The organism is Yoonia vestfoldensis DSM 16212, assembly GCF_000382265.1.
Lineage (GTDB): Bacteria > Pseudomonadota > Alphaproteobacteria > Rhodobacterales > Rhodobacteraceae > Yoonia > Yoonia vestfoldensis.
In genome coordinates, this window is record NZ_KB907976.1 from 220,169 (window position 1) to 243,505 (window position 23,337).

22 protein-coding genes are annotated in these 23,337 nt (G+C 62.3%); 15 read left to right on the plus strand and 7 right to left on the minus strand.

Translation table 11 applies throughout. The features are described from left to right. Positions 1-2 precede the first annotated feature (2 nt). Complete coding sequence (locus tag H147_RS0105735) at positions 3-1,478, minus strand: ABC transporter substrate-binding protein (RefSeq protein ID WP_019954397.1); 1,476 nt, start codon at positions 1,476-1,478, stop codon at positions 3-5. A gap of 139 nt (positions 1,479-1,617) precedes the next feature. On the opposite strand from H147_RS0105735, the gene H147_RS20945 reads away from it, so the two are divergent. Further along, the gene (locus H147_RS20945) at positions 1,618-1,782 is read left to right on the plus strand and encodes a hypothetical protein (protein ID WP_019954398.1); all 165 of its coding nucleotides are present in this window, start codon (positions 1,618-1,620) and stop codon (positions 1,780-1,782) included. Next, positions 1,779-2,429: an imm11 family protein gene (locus H147_RS0105745; protein WP_162561638.1), complete on the plus strand. Its 651-nt coding sequence runs from the start codon at positions 1,779-1,781 to the stop codon at positions 2,427-2,429. The genes H147_RS20945 and H147_RS0105745 overlap by 4 nt, the downstream gene beginning before the upstream one ends. A 172-nt stretch (positions 2,430-2,601) precedes the next feature. On the opposite strand, the gene H147_RS0105750 is transcribed toward H147_RS0105745, so the two are convergent. Further along, entirely contained in the window at positions 2,602-3,879 is a 1,278-nt protein-coding gene (locus H147_RS0105750; RefSeq protein WP_019954400.1) for an acetylornithine deacetylase/succinyl-diaminopimelate desuccinylase family protein, read from the minus strand. A gap of 39 nt (positions 3,880-3,918) precedes the next feature. After that, a complete protein-coding gene (locus tag H147_RS0105755; protein WP_019954401.1) occupies positions 3,919-5,079 on the minus strand; it encodes a glycosyltransferase family 2 protein in 1,161 nt (386 codons plus the stop codon). A gap of 286 nt (positions 5,080-5,365) precedes the next feature. On the opposite strand from H147_RS0105755, the gene H147_RS0105760 reads away from it, so the two are divergent. After that, positions 5,366-7,024, plus strand: a complete 1,659-nt coding sequence (locus tag H147_RS0105760; RefSeq protein WP_211216510.1) for a hypothetical protein — start codon at positions 5,366-5,368, stop codon at positions 7,022-7,024. After that, positions 7,021-7,407 (plus strand): GtrA family protein, encoded by a 387-nt coding sequence (locus tag H147_RS0105765; protein ID WP_019954403.1) that lies wholly within the window; start codon positions 7,021-7,023, stop codon positions 7,405-7,407. Before H147_RS0105760 ends, H147_RS0105765 begins: the two co-directional genes overlap by 4 nt. On the opposite strand, the gene H147_RS0105770 is transcribed toward H147_RS0105765, so the two are convergent. Beyond that, entirely contained in the window at positions 7,379-7,993 is a 615-nt protein-coding gene (locus tag H147_RS0105770) for a class I SAM-dependent methyltransferase (RefSeq protein WP_019954404.1), read from the minus strand. The two genes, H147_RS0105765 and H147_RS0105770, sit on opposite strands and share 29 nt — an antisense overlap. A 140-nt stretch (positions 7,994-8,133) precedes the next feature. Here H147_RS0105770 and H147_RS0105775 point away from each other — a divergent pair, with 140 nt between their 5' ends. From H147_RS0105775 to H147_RS0105795, 5 genes are all read left to right on the plus strand, one after another. Next, complete coding sequence (locus H147_RS0105775) at positions 8,134-10,137, plus strand: hydantoinase/oxoprolinase N-terminal domain-containing protein (protein ID WP_019954405.1); 2,004 nt, start codon at positions 8,134-8,136, stop codon at positions 10,135-10,137. Positions 10,138-10,219: 82 nt separating this feature from the next. Beyond that, a complete protein-coding gene (locus H147_RS0105780) occupies positions 10,220-10,828 on the plus strand; it encodes a CDP-alcohol phosphatidyltransferase family protein (RefSeq protein WP_026352285.1) in 609 nt (202 codons plus the stop codon). A 12-nt stretch (positions 10,829-10,840) separates the two neighbouring features. After that, positions 10,841-12,040: an ABC transporter substrate-binding protein gene (locus tag H147_RS0105785; RefSeq protein WP_019954407.1), complete on the plus strand. Its 1,200-nt coding sequence runs from the start codon at positions 10,841-10,843 to the stop codon at positions 12,038-12,040. A gap of 9 nt (positions 12,041-12,049) precedes the next feature. Next, entirely contained in the window at positions 12,050-13,744 is a 1,695-nt protein-coding gene (locus H147_RS0105790) for an ABC transporter permease (protein WP_026352286.1), read from the plus strand. Further along, positions 13,737-14,414 carry an ATP-binding cassette domain-containing protein gene (locus tag H147_RS0105795; RefSeq protein ID WP_019954409.1) on the plus strand — a complete coding sequence of 226 codons (678 nt, stop codon included), beginning with the start codon at positions 13,737-13,739 and terminating at the stop codon, positions 14,412-14,414. Before H147_RS0105790 ends, H147_RS0105795 begins: the two co-directional genes overlap by 8 nt. Here the strand turns inward: H147_RS0105795 and H147_RS0105800 are convergent. From H147_RS0105800 to crtD, 3 genes are all read right to left on the minus strand, one after another. Next, on the minus strand, positions 14,403-14,972 hold the full coding sequence (locus tag H147_RS0105800) for a cache domain-containing protein (RefSeq protein ID WP_019954410.1): 570 nt from the start codon (positions 14,970-14,972) through the stop codon (positions 14,403-14,405). The genes H147_RS0105795 and H147_RS0105800 overlap by 12 nt on opposite strands. A gap of 97 nt (positions 14,973-15,069) precedes the next feature. Next, complete coding sequence (gene crtC, locus H147_RS0105805; RefSeq protein ID WP_511257677.1) at positions 15,070-15,954, minus strand: carotenoid 1,2-hydratase; 885 nt, start codon at positions 15,952-15,954, stop codon at positions 15,070-15,072. After that, positions 15,900-17,462: a 1-hydroxycarotenoid 3,4-desaturase CrtD gene (gene crtD / locus H147_RS0105810; protein WP_019954412.1), complete on the minus strand. Its 1,563-nt coding sequence runs from the start codon at positions 17,460-17,462 to the stop codon at positions 15,900-15,902. Before crtD ends, crtC begins: the two co-directional genes overlap by 55 nt. An 89-nt stretch (positions 17,463-17,551) precedes the next feature. Here crtD and H147_RS0105815 point away from each other — a divergent pair, with 89 nt between their 5' ends. From H147_RS0105815 to bchY, 6 genes are all read left to right on the plus strand, one after another. Beyond that, positions 17,552-18,433 (plus strand): polyprenyl synthetase family protein, encoded by an 882-nt coding sequence (locus H147_RS0105815; RefSeq protein ID WP_019954413.1) that lies wholly within the window; start codon positions 17,552-17,554, stop codon positions 18,431-18,433. Beyond that, positions 18,433-19,572, plus strand: coding sequence for a methyltransferase (locus H147_RS0105820; RefSeq protein ID WP_019954414.1), 1,140 nt, complete (start codon positions 18,433-18,435; stop codon positions 19,570-19,572). The genes H147_RS0105815 and H147_RS0105820 overlap by 1 nt, the downstream gene beginning before the upstream one ends. A gap of 118 nt (positions 19,573-19,690) precedes the next feature. Beyond that, on the plus strand, positions 19,691-20,629 hold the full coding sequence (gene bchC, locus H147_RS0105825) for a chlorophyll synthesis pathway protein BchC (RefSeq protein ID WP_026352287.1): 939 nt from the start codon (positions 19,691-19,693) through the stop codon (positions 20,627-20,629). Continuing rightward, positions 20,626-21,630 (plus strand): chlorophyllide a reductase iron protein subunit X, encoded by a 1,005-nt coding sequence (locus H147_RS0105830; protein ID WP_019954416.1) that lies wholly within the window; start codon positions 20,626-20,628, stop codon positions 21,628-21,630. Before bchC ends, H147_RS0105830 begins: the two co-directional genes overlap by 4 nt. After that, the gene (locus H147_RS21160; protein ID WP_019954417.1) at positions 21,620-21,757 is read left to right on the plus strand and encodes a hypothetical protein; all 138 of its coding nucleotides are present in this window, start codon (positions 21,620-21,622) and stop codon (positions 21,755-21,757) included. The genes H147_RS0105830 and H147_RS21160 overlap by 11 nt, the downstream gene beginning before the upstream one ends. Next, positions 21,747-23,333, plus strand: a complete 1,587-nt coding sequence (bchY, locus tag H147_RS0105840; RefSeq protein WP_019954418.1) for a chlorophyllide a reductase subunit Y — start codon at positions 21,747-21,749, stop codon at positions 23,331-23,333. Before H147_RS21160 ends, bchY begins: the two co-directional genes overlap by 11 nt. The last annotated feature ends 4 nt before the right edge of the window (positions 23,334-23,337 follow it).

The window sequence follows — 23,337 nt, forward strand, 5'->3', positions numbered from 1 at the left end:
GCTCAATTGCCCCAGGACACGCCCGTCAGATCGACCGCTGCGGTCGGCTGGTTGACCCAAAGCCCCGTAATCTCGGCCCGTGCAACGGTCGCAACACCCAGCTGGAACAGGTAGGCGTTGACGTAATCCTCGGAGATGATCGTCTGCGCCTGTGCCAGCAAGGCCGACCGCCCTGCGGGGTCGGTCGTCGCGTTCAGTTCATCCAGCACGGCGCGGAAATCCGCATTGTCGTATTGGAAATAATAATCGGGATTGGCGTAGATGTTGATGTCCATCGGTTCGGTATGGCTGACGATGCTCAGGCCGAAATCCTTGTTGGTGAAGACTTCTTCGATCCATTGGGCCCATTCGAGGTTGGTGATCTCGGTCTCGATCCCGACCTCGCGCAGCTGGCTCGCGATGATTTCACCGCCGCGACGGGCATAGGACGGCGGCGGCAGTTTCAGCGTCGTGGTGAAACCGTCGGCCAGACCGGCCTCGGCCAGCAGGGACCGCGACAATGCGGGGTCGAATTGCGAATTGGCCAGAAGGTCGACGTAATCGGGGTTATGCGGCGCGAAATGCGTGCCGATGGGCGTGCCTTGGCCAAACATCGCGCCGTCGATGATCGCCTGACGGTCGATGGCATGGGTGACAGCGCGGCGCACCAGCGGGTTGTCGAAAGGGGCGACCTTGTTGTTCATCGCCAGAATGGTTTCGCCTTCGGTATTGCCGTTCAGCACCTGAAAGCGCGGGTCAGCTTCAAACTGCGGCAGGTTTTCGGGGGCGGGGAAGCCCACGAAAACATCCACATCTTCGGCCATCATCGCCGCAAAGGCGGCGGTCGGGTCCGAGATGAAGCGGAAGGTCGCGCTTTCCAGCGCGGGGGCGGCACCCCAGTAGTTCTCGTTGCGGGTCAGCTCCAGCCGGTCACCCTGCACCCAATCGGCAAAGGTGAACGGCCCGGTGCCGACAGGGTTGGTCGCGATGGTGTCGATGCTTTCGGGCGCCACGATCACGGCATCGCCCCACGCCATGTTGAACAGGAACATGCCGTTGGGCTGCGACAGCGTGACCTGCACGATCAAGGGGTCGATCACGGTGACCTCGGCGATATCGGCGAACAGCGCCTTTTGCGCGTTGGTGCTGTCCTCGGCGCGGGCGCGGTCAAGGCTGAATTTCACATCCTCGGCGTCCATCGTGGTGCCGTCGTGAAAGGTCACGCCAGCGGCAAGGTTGAAGGTATAGGTCAGCCCGTCCTCGGAAATGTCCCAACTTTGCGCCAGCCCGCGGATGATCGCGCCGTCGGCATCGAAACGGGTCAGCCCCTCGAACACGTTGGCGTAGAGCACCGAGTCAATCGCCTGCGCCGCCCCGCTGGTCGGGTCGAGGTTCGGCGGCTCCAGCTGGATTGCGACGGTGATGCTGTCCTGCGCCAGCGCACCGGAGGCGCAAAGCACGACGGCGGTGGATGCGGCAAGGCGTTTGAAATGATGCATGAGGACCCCCTGTTGTTGGGGCCAGTGTTCACCCAAGTGGGGTGGCAATTCAAGTCCTGCTGGTCAGGCGGGCAAGTGGTCGCTATTTCTCGTAAAGGTTGAAGATGAACCGTAAGAGGACATCAACTGGCTGCTGGACGTGATCGCACCGAACCAAAAGACGACGGCATTGGTCATCGCGAACTTCAAGCAGGTGGTGAAGGATGGGGACCTGCGGTTGCACCCGATCGTCACACGGCTGGTGGATGCGGAGACGTTGGAGAAGATGGGGGCGCAGAAAGTGGATCAGGGGGATGTGAAATGAGCGACTATGTATGGGTAAACACTACACCAAGCCTGTTTGAAACACACTTTGGATTTGGTTGGCCAAAGGAAGGATTCAGCCCGCAAGAGTTGGCGGACGCCTACAATGCCCTCATTTTAGACAGCGAGAAAGGTATTCCACTGCCTCAAAGTCGTTTCCCGCAAGTGCTGGAGACGCATTTCACGCCAACACCCGGTGATCCCCACAAATACAAACTGCCAGCCAAACTGCCGCATTTCGTCAATTGGACATGTCCCGTGATTTCCAAAGAAATCGCGGATGTCTTGCGGCAGTTCGATATCGGCGCGACCAATCTCTATCCAGTGGCGATGCGGCGCGCGGACAAGGGCACAACGTTTGATCAAGAGTTCTTCATCCTCAATGTCGGCGTCGCGAAAGATACGTTGGTACCAGAGCAATCCCCGGGGGCAAGCGCGGCAGGCTCAAAGACAAACCGTTATTACCAGCTCAGTGTTTATGACGATGATCAACTGACGTTGAAAGGAACCGCTTCATATGGTTCGGACATCTGGGTTGATCCCGTTATCAGCGGCGGCCAGTTTTTCGTCAGCGACCGCTTGCATGCGGCCTTATCAAAGGCGGGCCTTGCGGCCCCTTTGATGTTCAAACGCTGCCGCGTAATCTGATATTTGCAGCAAGCGTAGGATGGGTGCTTGCACCCATGCCTAAACCGCCCACTCATGCCCCGCAAAAGCGCTTTTGATATTGCGGCACAATGGCGAGCCGCAGGTCGGGGTTCTCCCCGACATCACTCTCACCCTCAAGAACCCCTCGAACATTGCCGGGGTGAACCCCGGCCTACGTCAAGATCCTGGCCAATCCGCCGGCCATCACCTGTGCGCTGTCGATCATGTCGTCCACGCCGATATACTCATCCGGTTTGTGCGCCAGTTCCAGCAGGCCCGGACCATAGGCGATGCAGTTCTTCAGCTTGCCGATCCGGTCGATGTGTTTCTGATCATAGGTGCCGGGGCTGGCGACGAATTCTGCCGGACGCCCAAGCACCTTTTCGATCTGCGCGGCGATCACCTGCACGACAGGCGCATCGCGGTCGGTCATGCTGGGCAGGACCATGTTGATCTCGCGCAGGTCATAGCGGAACGTGTCGCGCTGCGCCTTGATATCCTCGAGCAGGGCCGTCATCTCGCCGCGCACGTCGTCGATGCTTTCCTCCGCCAGAAAGCGGCGGTCGATCACGATGCGGCAGCTGTCCGGCACGCAATGGGCGGGCAGGCTAGTGTCGCCGTCGGCGAATTCAGGCTGGCCGCCGTGGATGGAATTGATGTTCATCGTGGACGACCGCGCGCCATCGGGGACCACGGGCATATCGGTGCGCCGCGCGGCCATGGCGGGGTAAAGCGTGGTCTCGAACGCGGCCAGCACCGCCCCCATGTGCCGCACCGCGCAATCGCCCAGAAACGGCATGGAGCCGTGGGCGATTTCGCCATGCGTCTCGATCTCGGCCCACCAGCCGCCGCGATGGCCCAGACAGACGCGGTCCTTGTGCAAAGGTTCGGGGATGATGACATGCTGCACGCGGGCGGGGTCGAAGAACCCCTGTTCGGCCAGATAGGCAACCCCGCCATAGCCGCCTGATTCCTCGTCTGCCGTGCCGGAAATCTCGACCGCGCCCGCGAAATCGGGATGTATGGCGATAAAGGCCTCGGCCGCAATGATGGATGCGGCAAGCCCGCCTTTCATGTCGCAGGCGCCGCGCCCGTAAATCTTGCCGTCGATCAATGCGCCGCCGAACGGGTCCTGTGTCCAGCCATGCCCGACCTCGACCACGTCGATATGGCTGTTGAAATGCACGCAATCGCCGGTGCGCGCGCCTTCGCGCCGCGCGACAATGTTCCAGCGCGGATAGCGGTCGCTGTCGCCCGGTGTGCCATGCGCGCGGATCCGTTGCGTGGCAAAGCCCGATTTGCGCAGCCGCCGGTCCAGATAATCGCAGATATCATGATAGAACGCGCCGGGCGGGTTCAGCGTGGGTATGCGGATCAGGTCCTGTGTCAGCGCGATGAGGTCGTCGCGGCGGTCGGTGATGGCGTCCATCAGGGGGCTGTTGTCGGTCATGCCGGAACTATCCGCCAACCCGATGCCCCCCGCAAGAGCCTAGGCCGTCTGGCCGGGGCTAATCCGTTGTTGCAGCATCGACGCAAGGAACCCTGTGGTGATGATCTGCACCCCGAGCGAGGCTGCGACCACGGCAAGCGCTGCCGGCCGCACAATGCGGCTTGCGTCAAGATCTCCAAAGCCGGTGGCACCCCAGCTGAACACACCCGCCAGCGTGGCAAAGATGGCGACCACCAGCAAAAGACCACCCGCGATACAGGCATTGTCGACCGACAGGCGGGACTTGAACCTCTCGAATCGGGCAGAGCTGGGCAAAAGCGCGAAACGTACCGCGAAAATCCGCGAGAGCGCGTAAAAGCAGATCATCTGGAAACCCGTCAGGACCAGTGCGGAGGCGAGGATCAAGGTCGCGACGTCGAAACTGACGCCGCCGATGGTGACAGGGCCGAACAACAGCGCCAGAAAGCTGACGCTGCCCAGCCCGAATAGCACCAGACCGGGGTAGTAAAACAGCCAGTAAGGCGCGAAGGTCATCAGCAGTTTCAGATGCAGCCAGCCATCGCGCCAGCTGCGCAGATGCGGCGGGCGCGACCTCCCATCGGGTTTCAGCGTCGTGGGCACCTCGCGGATGTCGAGCCGCGACAGGGTCGCCTTGATGACCATCTCGGACGCGAATTCCATTCCCGGCGTGTTCAGATGCAGGCCAAGGATGGCGTCGCGGCTGAACCCGCGCAGCCCGCAATGGAAATCCCCGACCGGCGTGCGGTAAAACACGCGCCCGACCGTGGATAGCACCGGATTGCCCAGATAGCGGTGCAATGGCGGCATGGCGTTCTTGGCGATCCCGCCACGGAAACGGTTGCCCATCACCAGATCGGCGCCATCGCGCAATTCCGCGACGAACGGATCGAGATTGGCGAAATCATAGCTGTCGTCGCTGTCGCCCATGATGACGTAACGGCCCCTCGCGTCCGCGATCCCCGCGATCAGCGCGGCGCCATAGCCTTTGGTGGGCACATCGACGATGCGCGCGCCAAGGCGGCGGGCGATGTCCTGACTGCCGTCGGTGGACCCGTTGTCGGCGATCAGCACCTCGCCATCGACGCCAGCGCGTGCCAGATAACCCTTGGCCTTCACGATGCAGGTTTCGAGCGTTTCGGCCTCGTTGAGGCAGGGCATCAAAATGGTCAATTCGGTCATGAAAGCGCCCTGATCCTGTAGTGTTATCGGATCGGTGACCCGACCCGCCCCAGCGTTACGGCAGGCAGTGGCCTTTGCGCAACATGCATGACGCGCGCCGGTGCCGGTGCCGACAGGTTATGTTGCCAATTGGTCACCTGTGTTACCCATCTGAAATAAGTGCAAGAAGACAAAAATCATGAGTGACAGGCGCCCCCTTAGCGATATGCGGACCAATCCCTTTCCTTGGGCAATGGCGGCTGCATTCAGCTTGGTCCTCGTACGTGCAGCGCTCGACGGGTATGGCATGCACGATAATTTCGCGACGATGGATAATGATGACATCCTGCGATTGGTGATGGTGCGTGATTTCATCGCCGGGCAGGGGTGGTTCGACATGACGCAATACCGGCTGTTGCCGCCGGATGGCGTTGTGATGCACTGGTCGCGCTATGTCGATCTTGGCGTCGCCGCGATCATCGTGCCGCTGTCGTGGCTTGTCTCGATGGACACGGCCGAGCAACTGGCGGTAACGATCTGGCCGACGCTGATCTTTACTGCGCATGTCGCGGTGATCGGGTTCGGGACACGTCGTATTTTTGGTGATCTGGCCGCCTGTTTCGCCCTTGCCATCATGGTGATCTGGCCGACGAGCGCCTATCTGCATTCCGGTGCTGGCAATATCGACCACCACAACGTACAGATGCTGATGATGACGCTCGTCGCCTTTGCGCTGATCTGGCCCAACCGCGTTCTGGCGGCAGGTGTGATCGCAGGTATTGCCGCTGCATTTTCGTTGGCGGTCGGTCTGGAGGCTTTGCCGTTCATCGTCGTTGCCGGGGCAATCGCGCTTGTCCGGCATCTTGTGGATAGGTCACAGGAAAGCCGTCGGTTTCTTGTCGCCTTCTGCCTGTCGCTTGGCTTCGCGGCAATCTTGTTCTGGCTGGGCCAGACCGCGCCCGCGTTGCGCGGTATCGGCAAATGCGATCAGTTGGGCCTGCCTGCATTGTCGTTGATCGGTGTCGCCGTCGTCGCAAGCGTGTTGGCAGGCGCGTTGTCGCGTTTCGGGTCAGGCATCGCTTTCGCGGCGGCGGTCGGTGCGACGGGGGTGGGGGTCGTGCTGATCTGGCCATGGCTCGCGCCCTGCATCGACGGTCCTTACGGTGCTTTGCCCGCAGATTTGCAGTCGTTCATCTCGACCCGGATCACCGAAGCGCAGCCCGCCTATCGGTTTTTGCGCAACAATCCCGCCGGATTCGTCGTCTTCACGCTGCCGATCCTGATGGTCGTCATCGCTGGTGCGATCCTGATCCGGCGCGGCGGCACGCCGCGTGCCGCGCTGGTCGTTTTGTGGGTTTTGTCGTTGCTTGGGCTGGCGATGGTCTTGTACCAGATGCGGACAGTCATCATGGCAGCGGCCGTCATTCCGATACTCGGCGGAATTGTGATTGCGCAAGCGCTCGAGGTGTATCTGCGTACCCGCGCCCCGGGTGCCGCGGTCATCTGGTTGGCTTTGGCGACGATGATCATTTCACCGACGCTGATCGCCCAGCAGATCAGGATATTCATGGCCGAGGACGACGATGAACCGCGGCCCGAACTTGCCGAGGAGTGTCGCGGGTATCAGGCATTGGCAGGATTGAACGCAGTCCCGAAAGGTCGGTTCATCACACCAATGAACATCGGTCCGTCTGTTCTGTGGGCGACCCATCATGAGGTGATGTCGGCGGGGTATCATGTCGATCCGACCATCCTGATCAACAGCCTGCAGCCCTACCAATTGCCCGAGGACGAGATGGCGGCTTTTCTGCGCGCATCGGGCGCGAACCTGCTGCTGATGTGCGCTGACACGACCTATGAAAACGACTTTCCCACCGCATTGGCGGCGGGTGCGCAGGTCGACTGGCTCCGGCCTGTCGCCGTAGAGGCGGGCGATCTGCTGGTGTTCGAGATCCTGCCGCAATGATGGCTTTCATCCGGTTCGTGCTGGTGGGCGGCAGTTTCAGCCTTGGCTATGCGCTGATCACCGCCGGATTGATCCGGTTCGCGGCGGCCCCGCCCCTGCCCACCTCTGTCGTGGTGTATCTGCTGTGTATTCCCGCAGCTTTCTGGGCGCAGCGGCGCATTGCGTTTCGCGCGGACCAGCAGGCAAGGGGCGCGGTCTGGATCTATACCGCGACCCAGATCGGCAGCCTTGCCGTCGTATCCGTCATTACGACGCGCTACGTGACCAAGGTGTTCTGGCTCGATACGCTTTTGTTTCTTGTGACCGCGGGCGCCGCCGCTGTCGCAAGCTTCCTGATCTGCCGCTACATCATCTTCAGGACGCAGGCACCAGACGGGCGATGAAATGCAGCTTGCGCCCAAAGACAAAGGACGCAGGCGCCGGATAAAGCGGGATCGCGGTGTCGAACACGTCGGTTGCAAGACCCGCCTTTGCGAACCAGCGGTCCCAATCGGCGCGCGGCGCATAATTATAGGGCAGCACGACGCCATGCGGGGCGTTGCCGACCCAATCCATCAGTCGCAAGGTAGCATGATCGAGCCTGTTCTCGCTCAGGTGATCCTTGATAATCACGGCGCGGCGGGCGACGCGCGCGGCCTCTGAGATCAGGCGCTGGGGGTCATCGGTATGGTGCAGCACATCGACAAAGGTCACCACATCGACGCTGTTGTCCGCGAACGGGATCGTGGTGCCGTCGAACAGCGTGACGGGGATATGTGTCTTTTCTCGCAGCATGATGTCGATGCCCTGCACCTGCGCACCCGCCTGTTTTTCGCCGATCATCTTGGCGATCTGCCCGTCGCCGGTGCCGACATCCAGCATCTGCGCGCCTTGCGGGACCAGCGCGCCGATATGGTCCACCAGCACCCGCACGCGCCTGTTGAACACCAGCTTTTCGTGGGCTTGTCCCAAGGTTTTCTTGAACATCATTCTGATCCGTCACGTGGGTTTCGCGGACATTGGGTCAGATTTGCGCCAAGGTAAAGATTGCACCGTCAAACCGATGATCGGCGTTGCAATTTCGCCCGTTCCTTCGTTTACCGAGAGGGAAGGATTTTCAGGGGTGCCGGATGGCTTATCTACTCGGGGTCGATACGGGCGGCACCTATACCGATGCGGTGGTGCTGGATGACGGGGCAGAACGTGTCGTGGCCTCGGCCAAGGCGCTGACCTCGCGGCCCGATCTGGCGCTGGGCGTGGGCGCGGCAATTGATGCGGCCCTGGCCAAGGCGGGGGTGGCCGCGCGCGATATCGCGATGGTGTCCTTGTCCACGACCTTGGCGACCAATGCGCTGGTCGAAGGGCAAGGCGGGCGGATCGCGCTTGTCTTCATCGGGTTCGACGCGGCCGAACTGACCCGCGCCGGCCTGCAAGACGCCTTGCGCGGCGATCCGGTCATCGCGCTCGCGGGCGGGCACAGCCATGCAGGGGTCGAGGCGGCCCCCCTTGATCTGGCACGTTTGCAGGCGGCGCTGGCCGATCTGGATGCAGGGATCACCGGCTTTGCCGTCGCCGCCAGTTTCGCCACCCGCAATCCTGCGCATGAAATTGCGGTGCGTGACCTGATCCGCGACCTGACGGGCCTGCCCGTGACCTGTTCGCATGAATTGTCCTCTGCCTTGGGCGGGCCGAAACGGGCGCTGACGGCGGTGCTGAACGCGCGCCTGATCGGGATGATCGACGGGTTGATCACCGCTTGCGAAACGCATCTGGCGGCTTGCGGGATTAGTGCCCGTCTGATGGTCGTGCGCGGTGACGGGGCGCTGGTATCGGCGGCTGTCGCGCGCGAAAAACCGATTGAAACGATCCTGAGCGGTCCTGCCGCATCCATCGCGGGGGCCAGCTGGCTGACCAAGGAAACCGACGCGCTGGTCAGCGATATCGGCGGCACCACCACCGATGTTTGCCTGTTGCGGGCCGGTCGCCCGATGATCGACCCTGCGGGCGCGCGTGTCGGCCCGTTCCGCACCATGGTCGAGGCGGTGGCGATGCGCACGACCGGTCTGGGCGGCGACAGCGAGGTGCATGTGACCGAAGGGCTGACCGCCGGTCTGCGCCTTGGGCCACGGCGGTTGATGCCCATCGCGCTTGCCGCAAGGCAATTTCCCGAACTGGTGCATCAGGCGCTGGACCGCGCGCTGGCCAGCGGTGTGCCTGCGTCCGATGGCGGGCAATTTGTGCTGCCGTTGTGGAAAACGCTGCCGCAGGGGCTTGATCCGCGCGAACTGATCGTGGCGCAGCGGCTGGCGGAGGGCCCGTTGCGGTTGGGGCAGGCGGTGCAGACGCGGATGGAAAACCCCGCGCTGGGCCGGCTGATCGGGCGCGGGCTGGTGATGCTGGCGGGGGTCACGCCGTCTGACGCGTCGCATGTGCTGGGGTTGCAGGATGTCTGGGACAGTGACGCCGCGACCAAGGCGCTGACGCTGTTCGCACGCAGGCGCACGGGTGGCGGTCAGCAGATCGCGCCGGATGCGCAAGCCCTGGCGCGGATGATTATCGACCAGTTGACCGCGCAGACCGTCGATTGCCTGTTGCAGGCCGCCTTTGCCGAGGATGGGCGCGACTGGCCTGATCCTGCGGCATTGGCGCAGCATCCCCTGACGATGGCGGGGCTGGACCGGCATCGCGGGACCCTGCGGATCGACCTCGCGCTGGCCTTGCCTGTGATCGGGCTGGGCGCGTCGGCGGGTGCCTATTACGGGGCGGTGGGCGCACGCCTTGGCACGACGATGCTGGTGCCGGGCCATGCCGATGTCGCCAATGCCATCGGCGCTGTCGTGGGACAGGTACAGATGCAGGCCTCCGGCACGGTGACCAGTCCGGGCGCGGGCGCGTTCAAGGTGCATCTGGCGGGCGATGTGCAAAGCTATACCAGCCGCGATGCGGCGCTGCATGCGATCCGTGATGCGCTTACGATGCAGGCCACAGCCGCTGCGCGCGCCGCAGGGGTCGACGATATCAGCGTGCACGTTGCAGAGGACATCACCGAGGTTGAGGTCGAAGGCCAGCCCATGTTCATCGAGGCGAAGGTCCGGATCACCGCCCAAGGCCGTCCGCGCATCGCGGCGGGTTGATTGCGGACGCTCACTTTCTTGTTACCCCGATTGCGTGGCGGCCTGCGATCAAGGACAACGTGGCAGTATTCAGGACCATATCATGCTTGACCGTCATCTTCGCCCGCTCATCGACCCGCCGTTGAACCGGATCGGGTACGGCCTTGCGGCGCAGGGCGTGTCGGCCAATGCGGTCACGCTTTTCGGGCTTGCACTGGGGCTGATCGCGGCGCTGATGATCGGCTTTGGTGCGCCTTTGCTGGCGCTGATACCGCTGCTGGCAAGCCGTCTGGCGGACGGGCTGGACGGGGCGGTGGCGCGCGCGACGCGCAAGACCGATTTCGGCGGCTATCTGGATATCGCGGCGGATTTCCTGTTCTATGCGATGATCCCGCTTGCCTTTGTGCTGGCCGATCCGGTGGCGAACGGGGCGGCGGGGGCGTTCCTGCTGGCCTCGTTCTATTTCAACGGGACCAGCTTTCTGGGCTTTGCCATTCTGGCCGAAAAGCACGGACACACAACTGACGCCCAAGGGCAAAAGTCACTGTACTATTCAAACGGTATTCTGGAAGGGACCGAGACGATCGTGTTCTTCATCCTCCTTTGTGTATTTGAAACTTTTTTCGCCCAGTTGGCGTGGGTGTTCGGAACACTCTGCTTTATGACTGCTCTGCTGCGGATCCATGCCGCATTCCGTATCTATGTCAACTGAAGGAAATCGCTGATGAAACACCTTGCCGTTCTTGCAGCCCTGCTGGCGCCCTTGCCCGCGCTTGCCGATGTCGACCCCGCCGATTGGGACGCCGTGACAGCACAGGCCGAAGGCCAGATTGTTTACTGGAACGCCTGGGGTGGATCGACGACAACCAATGATTTCATCGCTTGGGTCGGATCGCGCGTGGCCGAAGATTATGGCGTGACCCTCGAACATGTGAAACTGACCGATACTGCCGATGCCGTCACCCGGGTGCTGTCCGAAAAACAGGCCGGTCAGGACGACGGCGGAGCCATCGACATGATCTGGATCAACGGCCCGAATTTCGCCGCAATGAAAGAGGCCGAGCTGCTGTTCGGCCCCTATGCCGAACAACTGCCCAACTGGGCGCTGGTCGATTTCGAGAACAAATCCGTCCAGACCGATTTCACCGTGCCCGTGGAAGGGTTTGAAAGCCCATGGGCGATGGCGCAGGTCGTGTTCGTGCATGACACCGCGCGGATGCCGGACCGTCTGGGGTCGATGGACGCCCTTTTGGACTGGGCGCAGGCCAATCCGGGGCGGTTCAGCTATCCCCAGCCACCCGATTTTCTGGGCACGACATTCCTCAAGCAGGTGTTGATCGACATTCTGCCCGATCCGTCGGTGCTGGCCGAACCCGCGACGGACGCAAATTACGAGGCGGTGACAGAACCTCTCTGGGCGTATCTTGATGCGCTGACGCCGCATCTGTGGCGCGAAGGCCGCGCCTATCCCGCGACCGGCACGGCGATGTTCCCGCTGATCGCGGATGGCGAACTGGACCTGTCGATTTCCTTCAGCCCCGGTGCGGCCTCGACCGCGATTGCCAACAACGAACTGCCCGACACAATGCGCACCTTCGTGCTGGACAAAGGCACCATCGGCAACGCGTCCTTCGTGGCGATCCCCTATAATTCAAGCGCAAAGGCCGGCGCCATGGTCGTCGCCAATTTCCTGATGTCGGCCGAGGCGCAGGCCCGCGCGCAGGACCCGGCGATCCTTGGCTATGGCACGGTTCTGGCCATGGACAAGCTGGTCGAGGATGACCGCGCGCTGTTCGACGCGCTCGACCTTGGGATCGCGACGTTGACGCCTGCCGAACTAGGCACGGTGCAGGCCGAACCGCACCCAAGCTGGATGACGCGGATCAGCGATGACTGGGTCGCGCGCTACGGCGTCGCGCAGTAAACGCCGCCCATGTCCCGCCGTCGCCTGTTGCCGCTGTTGCCGGCCCTGACGCTGCTTGCGTTGCTGGGGCCGGTGGCGGCGGGGCTTTGGGGAACAGTGCTGCCCGCCTTTGGGCATCTGCCGGCAGCAGGACTGACGGGGCCGTCGCTGGAGCCATTCCGTGACCTGTTCGGTTGGGCTGGGCTTCCACGCGCGGTCATGCTGTCGGTGGGCACTGGGGTGCTTGCCACGGTAATTTCCCTGTCCATCGTCATGCTGGTCACGGCAGGTTGGTCGGGTACCCGGCCGTTCTGCGTGTTGGAACGGCTTCTGTCGCCCTTGCTGGCGGTGCCACATGCGGCGGCGGCGTTCGGGCTGGCGTTCCTGATCGCGCCGTCGGGGTGGCTGGCGCGGTTGGCATCGCCGGGGCTGACCGGCTGGGACCGCCCGCCCGATCTGTTGATCGTGCAGGACAGCTGGGGTCTGGCGATGACCGCAGGACTGATCGTGAAAGAGGTGCCGTTCCTGCTGCTGATCACGCTCGCCGCCTTGGGGCAGGCGGATGCGCAGCGCAGTGTGCGTGTCGCACAGGCGCTGGGCTATGGGCGCGTGACCGGCTGGCTCAAGACCGTGTTTCCCCGCGTCTATGCCCAGATCAGGCCGCCGGTCTATGTCGTGCTCGCTTATGCGATGTCGGTGGTCGATGTTGCGGTGATCCTGGGGCCGAACACGCCGCCGTCGCTGTCGGTGCAGATCGTCACGCTCATGTCTGACCCTGACCTTTCGATGCGACTGGAGGCGGCGGCGGCAGCGTTGCTGCAACTGGCGCTTGTGGTCGGGGCGCTGATGGTCTGGCGCTTTGGCGAGGTTGTTGTTGCAGCCTTGGGTCGTCGATGGGTTGCGTCGGGTGGTCGGGGCAAGGCCGACACGGCGGTGGCGGGCTTGGCGCTGGCGGCGGGGACGGTGTCGGCGCTTGCTGTTTTCCTTGGGCTGATTGTCATGGCGATCTGGTCGTTTGCAGGATTTTGGGGCTTTCCCGATGCCTTGCCCGATACGATGACCTTGGCGAACTGGGCACGTTTCGGCTCAGGCACGTTGGAGGCGCTGGGTGAAACCGCGCTGATTGCGGTGGTGGTGGCCATGGTCGCGCTGGTGCTGACGATCGGCTGTCTGGAGGCAGAATATCGCCACAATATCCGCGTCAGCCAGCGTGCTGTCTGGTTGCTGTATCTGCCTTTGCTGATCCCACAGACGGCGTTCCTGCCGGGATTGCAGACGCTGATGCTGAACCTTGGGGCAGATATCGGCCGGGGGCCGGTGATGCTGGCACATCTGGTCTTTGTGTTGCCCTATGTGTTCCTGTCGCTGGCCGATCCGTTCCGCGCTTGGGATGCGCGGATGGGGGTGATCGCCGCAGCGCTGCGGGCGAGCCCCGACCGTATTCTGTGGCGCGTGCGTCTGCCGATGCTGTTGCGCCCGATCCTGACCGCGCTTGCCGTGGGGCTTGCGGTGTCGGTCGGGCAGTACCTTGCGACCTTGCTGATAGGTGGTGGTCGCGTCGCGACCCTGACGACCGAGGCGGTGGCGCTGGCATCCGGTGCTGACAGGCGCGCCATCGGCGTATACGGGCTCATGCAGACAGGGGCGGCGTTGGTACCTTTCACGCTGGCCTTGCTGATACCGGCGCTGGTCTGGCGCAACAGGAAAGGATTGCGGCATGGATAAAGGATTGTCGTTGCGTGATGTGACGATTTACAAGGGCAAATCGCCCCTGATCCGTGTTCACCACGATGTGGCCCCGGGCGAGGTTCTGACGATCATGGGGCCGTCCGGCGTCGGGAAATCCACCTTGCTTGCCTTTGTCACCGGCACATTGGCTGCCGATTTCAGCGCAACGGGTGCTGTCTGGCTGGATGGGCAGGACATCACCCATGCCGCGGCGCATCAACGGCGTGTCGGTATCCTGTTTCAGGACGACCTGCTGTTTCCGCACCTGTCGGTCGGCGCGAACCTTGCTTTCGGGTTGCCGCCCGGTGGTACCCGTGCCGACAGGCAGGCCCGGATCGACGGCGCCTTGGCCGAGGTCGGCCTTGACGGTTTCGCCACGCGCGACCCGGCCACTTTGTCGGGTGGGCAAAAGGCGCGTGTCGCCTTGATGCGGATGTTGCTGTCGGACCCCTGCGCGCTGTTGCTGGACGAGCCGTTTTCGCGGCTGGATGCAGCCCTTCGCGCGCAGGTGCGCGAGATGGTTTTCGACAGGGCGCGCAGCCGCGCCTTGCCGGTTCTGATGGTCACGCATGATGCCGAGGATGCACAGGCAGCAGGCGGGGCGATCATCACCCTGGGTGATGATTGCGGATCGCGAACGACAGATGCATCGCGATCACATCAGTGATGTCAGATTGATCCCGACCGTCATCGCACCCACGACCGCGCCCGTGCTGTCCACGATGGATAGCGACACCTGTGCCTGCACCTCGCCAGAGGATGGGTCGAGTTCGACGTCGCCAAAGTGAATGGCGGTCGGGCCTTTGGGATAGGTTTCGGAAAACTTCGCTTCATCCCCTTGCCAGTAATCCGACGTCGCCTTGGCTGCCGCGACGTTCAGACCGCGTGCGTCCATCACGAACACCTCTGAAATGGCCCCGCCGGCAGCGGCCATACGGTCGCGCAGGAAATCGGATGCAGGGTTCTGCAACACCTCATCGATCAGGGGCACGCCGGACATCCCCATCTGAGCCATCCACAGCGCGTCAAGTTCACCGATCCGGGCCTGATCGTAACTGGCGGTGGTGGCATTCTGGGCGATGATCGCATCGACGATGATGGGATCATTTGCCCAATCCATGACGTGATCGTTGATATATTGCTGCATCCTTGGCTGGAAATCCTGTGCCGAGCCAGCCGTCGCGGTCGCCAGCGCGACGGCCAGCCAGAAAGTCATTTGTTTCATGTTTCGTCCTCCATGACAGAGGTCGATAACAGTGATTTCCTTCTGATCTGTTAAGTCGCGCCACCCCAAATCGGGATGATTTGACACAAATGAAACGCTAGTCGCCCCGCCGCCAACCTGCGCGCCGGGGCACACGAAACGCAAGCATCGGCTTTATCAGCGGTGACGCGTAGCGGTCCAGATCAAGCGCTTCGTGGACGCCGATGACGGTTTCTCCGTCCAGGACGGTCTGCACAGCGGAGCGGGAGTAAAACGGCGCGTCCAGCATCCCCAGCACTTGCCGTGGCTCGACGCCCGGGTCGGCGCGTGTTTCGCGCCTGATCTGCCAGGCTGACCGTCTGAAAGGCACGCGGGGTGGCGCGCTGACCTGCCGGGCCGTGCCGTCGTGGTCAAAGGCGATGGCGGTTTCCAGCATGCTGCCGTCCCTGCGCGTCGCGTCATAGATGCAGGTCGCGCCCGCCTTTGTGGGATATCGGCCCCATGTCCAGAACCGGAAATCGTCTTCCAGCGGTCTGGTGCCGAAATTGGCGTCGAAATAGCCATGACCGGACCATTGCCAGCCCTTCGCCGCCAGATCGACGGTGATGTCCGACGATGGCGCGAATGGCCGCCAGACATGCGCGCCATCCGGCGTCAGCGGCAGTTCGACCGAGGTGACCGCGCGCGGCGTGATCGTGATCTGCCCTTGCACGCGGCTGATGACGGGAGGGCCGCTGATCTCGTTGATGTCGATGACCAAGGCCTTGCCGTTCCAGCGCATCGACGATGGCCCGACCTGCAATGTGTCCACTGAGGTGCGCAGCGCCTGCCGCCCGCGGTCGGTCATGGTGAACCGCCCGCCGGGGCCATAGGTCGCGACATTGATGCAGCAATGATTGGCCGGATCACCGCGCCCCGACCATGCATACCACGGCGAAAAGACCGACCCTATGAACCCGATGACGCTGACGGCTTTGGTGCCGCAGGCGCTGATGCCGTCGATGTACCACCATGCATAACCCCCCGGCGGGACGTCGAGCGCAAAGCAAGGTCGCTCAAGATCGCCGCGGCCGCGTGCTGGCCGGAGAGCGTCGCCATCGGCACCCCCGCCCCCGGATGCACGCCGCCACCCGCCAGATACAGCCCCGGCATCGCCGTTCTGATCGTCGGACGCTTGAAGGCCGCCGTCAGACCGTGCGGGCTGCGCCCGTATAGTGAACCGAGGCTCGCGGGAAACAGATCGTCGAACCCCTGTGGCGTGGTCAGGGTATCCGGTCCGGGCGTGGGGCTGAAGGTCAGGCCGAATTGGCGGAACCGGGCGAAAATCAGTGTCTGACATTGGGCTTTTTCCTGTTCGGGGTCGCGCAGAACGGGGGCTGCGTTCATGATGATTTCAAAGCGCTGCAAGGCGTCGGGCGCTGCCGTTCCGTGATCCTGGGCACAGAGGTACAATGACGCATCAGCTGGCATTTCGTTGCGTGCCAGTGCCGCAAATTCCGCCTTTGGGTCATGGCCGAAAAACACGGTGTGATGCGCAAGGTCCACCCCATGCGGGACCGCCGCAAAAGCATGGACATAGGCGGACAGACTGCGGGGTTCGGTGCCCTGCATCGGGACCGCATCCGTGCAGCCCGGCCCGAGCAATCCGGTCGCCAGCGCCCTTGGGTCGCCGTTGAACACCACTGTGCCCCCGGCAAAATGGCCGTTGGTCGTTTCTACTCCGCTGATTTGTCCGCCTTGTCTGGTGATCCGCTGGGCGCGTGTCTGATAGTGGAACCGGACCCCGTGCTGCATGGCAAGTCCGGCGATCGCTTGCGCCAGCTTTTGCATGCCGCCTGCGACGGTCCAGACGCCTTGTTCTTCTGCTTGCCAGATCAGCGACAGGATCGCCGGTGACTGATAGGGCGATCCACCGACATAGGTGGCATAGCGCCCGAACAGCTGCGCAAGACGCGGATCGCTGAAGCTGGATTTCAACAGCCCGGCCATCGTCCGGTGTGGTGCCATGTCGGCGATCAGGCGGGGTCGTGACAGGACCTTGCGCACCACCGCGATCTGGTCCGGCATCGCGGTGCGCATCATCGGTGCGTCAAACGCATCGAACAACCGCCGCGCGCGCGCCGAGAAACTGACGAATTCCGCCGCCGCCTTTGTGCCAAAGGCATCGCGGACATTGGCCAGACTGGCCTCGGGATCAGCCATCAGGTCCAGTCGTGTACCGTCGTCCCAATAGTGCCGCGCCAATGTTTGCAGCGGTGTAAGGGTGACATGATCGGCCAGATCGGCGCCCACATCCGCGAAAAGGCGGTCAAACACATGGCGCATGGTCAGCACCGTCGGGCCTGCATCCACCGGACCCGCCGCGGATTGCAGGGACCGCATCTTGCCACCGGGCGCGTGGTGCATGTCGATGACGGTCACATCGCAGCCAGCATGCCCCAACCGCAAGGCGGCTGCCAGTCCGGCAATTCCCGCGCCGATAATCACGATCTTTTCTTGCGATGCGGTCACTTAACCCAAGGCCTCAACTGTACCGTTTGATTTACATTGACATATGTAAACTAAAATAGACAGTATGGAAGCAAGATAGGACGCATGCCATGAAAATCTCTGACCGCATCGAAACGACCATGACCGCTGCCATCGCGCAGGGACAGGGTGGTATGGCCCCTCCCAAACTTGCAGCGGCGTTGAATTATGCCGTCACGCCGGGTGGCGCGCGGATCAGGCCGACGATTCTGACAAGCGTTGCGATGGCCTGTGGTGACGACCGGCCTGCCCTGACGAATGCGGCAGCCGTGGCGCTGGAACTCGTGCATTGCGCGAGCCTCGTGCATGACGATCTGCCTTGTTTCGACGATGCCGACATGCGCCGTGGCAAGCCGGCGCTGCACCGGGCATTTTCCGAACCTTTGGCCGTGTTGACGGGCGATAGCCTGATTATCATGGGGTTTCACGTGCTTGCGCGGGCGGCGGGTGACGCGCCTGGGCGCGCGATCACGCTGCTGGATATTCTGGGCACCCGCACGGGGATGCCGTTCGGTATTTGCGCCGGACAGGGCTGGGAAAGCGAAAGCCAGATTGATCTGTCTGCCTATCATCAGGCCAAAACGGGGGCCTTGTTCATTGCGGCGACCCAGATGGGTGCTGTCGCTGCCGGACAAGAGGCCGAGCCGTGGGCCGAACTTGGTGCCCGCATCGGCGAAGCGTTTCAGGTCGCGGACGACTTGCGCGATGCGCTTTGCGATGATGCGACACTGGGCAAGCCTGCGGGTCAGGACGATCTGCACGGGCGGCCAAATGCCGTCGCCGTCTATGGTGTGCAGGGTGCGGTCAAGCGGTTCGACGACATCCTTGGCGGTGCGATTTCATCAATTCCCGCCTGCCCGGGAGAGGCGGCACTCGCCCAGATGGTGCGCGCCTATGCCGATAAACTGGTGCCCGCAGGGGCGCGTGACCGGCGCACCGTTCCGGGCGAATAATGACGGATTCGGCGGTGACATTGCCGACGTCCGGGCCTGACCTTGATCGCCGGAGCGCGTCACGCCTGACGCAACTGGTTGCCTCGCCTTCCTTTCAGAAATGGGCCGCACGGTTTCCGCTGACACGCCGTCTTGTCCGGTCCGAAGGCCGCGCGATGTTCGATCTTGTCGCCGGGTTTTGCCATTCGCAGGTGCTCTATGCGCTGGTGGCGCTGGAAATTCCAAAGGCTTTGCTGGCGCATGAATTGCCTCTTTCCGCGCTTGCGCTGCGGGGGCGGATGCCGCCCGACCGCATGGCTGTTCTGCTATCTGCGGCCGTGGCTCTGGGCCTGATCAAACAGCGCAAGTCCGGCCTTTATGCGCTGACCACGCGCGGCGCCGCGCTTGCGGGTGTGCCGGGCCTTGCAGGAATGATCGCGCATCATGACGTGCTTTACCGCGATCTGTCTGATCCGGTTGCGTTTTTTCGCGGCGAAGTCGAAACCGAGCTGGCCGATTTCTGGCCCTATGTCTTTGGCGCTGGTGCCGCGACCGACCCCGATAGCGCCGCCAAATATTCGCGCCTGATGGCGGACAGCCAGTTGCTGGTGGCAGATGACACGCTGGCGGCGGTCGATTTTCGCGGCGTGACACGGCTGATGGACGTTGGCGGCGGTACGGGCGCGTTCCTCGCGGCTGTCGGTGCAGTCTATCCAAAGCTGGCGATGACCCTGTTCGATCTGCCCGCTGTCGTCCCCGCCGCGCAGGACAGATTCGCATCCGCTGGGATGATCGACAGGGTGCAGATCACGCCGGGATCGTTCCGCGACCAACCGCTCCCGCAAGGGGCCGATATGATCAGCCTTGTCCGCGTGCTTTACGATCACAGCGATGACACTGTGGCAGATTTGCTTGCCGCCGCGCACGCTGCGCTGCCCATTGGCGGGCGCATTCTGATTTCGGAACCGATGACAGGGGGCGATGCACCGCACCGCGCCGGAGATGCCTATTTCGCGCTTTATTGCATGGCGATGCGCACCGGGCGCGCACGGTCCGCGCACCAGATCGCAGCATTGTTGCAGGCGGCTGGTTTCACCCAGATTCGCGCACCGAAAGCGGCAAGACCGTTCATCACCTCTGTCGTTGAAGGTGTCAGGTAAAGTTTACACCTGTGGTGTCTAAATGAATTGACACCGTCCAGCAAAAAGCTACACTCATACCAAGGCGACGCACTACCGACTGGTCACACCGACCCGGACGCATCGCAGGAGAGCGTAAGTGGAAACAACGGCCGTCATATTGTCAGCGCCCCGCAAGCTGGGCCTCGCCTCGGTGGGAATCACCCCGCCGTCGCGTGATGATGTGGTCGTTCAGATCCGCTATTCCGGCATTTCGACCGGTACCGAAAAACTGTTCTGGTCCGGCGAGATGCCTCCGTTCCCCGGTATGGGGTATCCATTGATCCCCGGCTATGAGGCCGCGGGCGAAGTGGTCGAAGCTGGCGCAGACAGCGGCTACCGTGTGGGCGAGCATGTCTTTGTCCCCGGTGCCAATTGTTATGAAGGCGCGTTCGGCCTGTTCGGTGCTGCCGCGCAGACCATCGTGACCAAGGCATCCCGCGTGACCCGCATCGACCGAGGTCTTGGGGCGGGCGGCGCATTGCTGGCGCTGGCGGCGACGGCCCGTCACGCCATGGCTGGCCCCAACAAATCGGTGCCTGATCTGATCATTGGTCATGGCGTTCTGGGTCGCTTGCTTGCCCGACTGACCATTGCTGCGGGCGCCCCTGCCCCGACGGTTTGGGAAGTGAACCCCATCCGCATGGCGGGCGCACAGGGCTATCAGGTGCTGACCCCCGAAACAGATACCCGCCGCGATTACACATCCATCTATGATGCATCGGGTCGTGGCGATCTGTTGAACGACTGGATCGGCCGCATCGCCAAAGGCGGAGAGATCGTCCTGGCCGGGTTTTACACCGCGCCGCTGCAATTCGCCTTTCCGCCCGCCTTCATGAAAGAGGCGCGGTTCCGCATCAGTTCCGAATGGACTGCCGACGATATGACCGCCACCCGCGCGCTGGCCGAAAACGGCACGCTGCAGCTGGGCGATCTGATTACACACGAACAAGCCGCCGAAACCGCGCCTGCCGCCTATGAAACGGCGTTCAGCGATCCGGCTTGCCTGAAAATGATTTTGAACTGGGGGACCGCATGAAAGACGACGTACCTAACCTGAAGGATTTCGATCAGCGCCTGCGCGATGAAGCCCACGAGGAACCATCGCTGGAAGTGCCAAGCGGTCCGCCCACATCGAAAACCCAGATCATCGCGATCTATGGCAAAGGCGGGATCGGCAAGTCGTTCACGCTTGCCAACCTGTCCCACATGATGGCCGAAATGGGCAAGCGCGTCTTGCTGATCGGTTGTGACCCGAAATCCGACACTACAAGCCTGCTGTTTGGTGGCAAGGCATGCCCCACGATCATTGAAACATCTGCGAAAAAGAAGCTAGCGGGCGAAGAGGTTGCCATTGGCGACGTCTGTTTCAAGCGCGGTGGCGTTTTTGCCATGGAACTGGGCGGGCCAGAGGTTGGCCGTGGTTGCGGCGGTCGCGGGATCATCCACGGGTTTGAATTGCTGGAAAAGCTCGGGTTCCATGACTGGGATTTTGATTATGTCCTGCTGGACTTTCTGGGTGATGTGGTTTGCGGCGGCTTCGGTCTGCCGATCGCGCGCGATATGGCGCAGAAAGTTATCTTGGTAGCCTCAAATGATCTCCAATCGCTTTACGTTGCTAACAATGTCTGCTCGGCAGTCGAATATTTCCGAAAACTTGGTGGTAACGTTGGGGTCGCTGGACTTGTCATCAACAAAGATGACGGAAGTGGGGAGGCGCAGGCTTTCGCCAAGGCTGTTAGCATACCTGTCCTTGCTGCAATCCCGCAAGATGACGACCTGAGGAAGAAATCAGCGAATTATGTGATTGTCGGCACATACGAAAGTCAGTGGGGTCCCATGTTCGTTGGTCTTGCAGAAGCCGTCGGCATCGCCCCACCAGTGCGTCCAAACCCGCTGGATCAAGACGGCCTGCTGGGTCTTTTCGATGCCAAGGACACAGGTGGCGACTACAAGCTTGTTCCGGCCACTGATGTCGACATGCGAGGCAAGAATGCACTGCCCAAAGAAAGCCTGGAGGTCATTTACGATGACGCCTGAGCCATCCCGCAAAATCCGCGACGAAGTGCGCCAGATGCTGTCCAGCGCCCGCCCCGAACAATTGCAACGGCTGCTTGCCGATATCGCCCGCGTTCCAGTGAAGGGGGTGCAACGCTATGACGCCTGATTCACAGACCAAGGGTTACGAAGTCGGCTATGACGACGCGGGCAATGTCCGCATCATCGAAGGCGACGCAGTTGAAGCGACACCTGAAGTCGCACAGACGGCGCTTGCGGGCGGCTGTTCGTCCGGTGGCACGATGAAAGATGCGGCGCGCGCTGCGGGCAAGTCCGACATTCTGGACCAATATGCCAAGGACTATCCGCAAGGACCACATGACCAGCCACAGTCGATGTGTCCAGCCTTTGGATCTTTGCGTGTGGGTCTGCGGATGAAACGTGTGGCGACGATCCTGTCGGGGTCCGCTTGTTGCGTTTACGGCCTAACCTTTGTGTCGCATTTCTATGGTGCGCGCCGGTCGGTGGGCTATGTGCCGTTCAATTCGGAATCCCTGGTCACCGGCAAACTGTTCGAGGATATCCGCGAAAGCGTACATGAAATGGCCGATCCCGAACGCTATGACGCGATCGTGGTGACGAACCTGTGCGTGCCGACAGCATCTGGCGTGCCGCTGCGGTTGCTGCCGCGCGAGATCAACGGTGTGCGGATCGTGGGCATCGATGTCCCCGGTTTTGGAATTCCCACCCACGCCGAGGCCAAGGACGTTCTGGCCGGCGCGATGCTGAATTACGCCCGAGACGAGATCAAGGCAGGCCCCGTTGCCCGCCCAGTCGGTGGTAAATCTGCCCGGCCGACCGTCGCATTGTTGGGCGAAATGTTTCCGGCCGACCCGATGATGATCGGTGCGATGCTTGCCCCCATGGGACTGGCCGCCGGCCCTGTGGTGCCGACCCGCGAATGGCGCGAGCTTTATGCAGCGCTTGATTGCGGTGTCGCTGCTGCGATTCATCCGTTCTATACAGCCGCTATTCGCGAATTTCAGGCCGCTGGACGCAAGATTGTCGGATCTGCGCCTGTGGGCCGTGACGGCACTGCCGCGTGGCTTGCCGCGATCGGCGATGCCTACAACGTCAGCCCAGACCAGATAGCCGCCGCGCAAAATGCATTTTTGCCTGCGATAACTGGCGCTTTGGCTGGGTCGCAGATCAAGGGCACAGTCACCTTGTCAGGTTACGAAGGCTCTGAATTGCTGGTCGCGCGGTTGCTGATCGAAAGCGGTGCCGATGTGCCTTACGTCGGCACCGCCTGCCCGAAAACACCGTGGTCTGCGGATGATGCCGCATGGCTCGAAAGCCGTGGCGTGAAGGTCAAATATCGTGCGTCGCTTGAGGATGATCTGGCCGCCGTTGACGCAATCAACCCCGATCTGGCGATCGGCACCACGCCTGTGGTGCAACACGCCAAGGAACGCGGCACTCCAGCGCTTTATTTCACCAACCTGATTTCGGCGCGTCCTCTGATGGGGCCTGCCGGTGCCGGATCGCTGGCGCAGGTCGTCAATGCCGCAATCGCGGGCAAGGAAAAAATGGACACGATGCGCGCTTTTTTCGAAGGTGTGGGCCATGGCGATACTGCCGGTGTCTGGGAAGGCGCGCCCAACCTGCGCCCCGATTTCCGTGCGATGCATCAGAAAAAGCTCGACAAGCAGGCGCGTGCAGCTGCGGCGGAGCAGATGATATGATGGC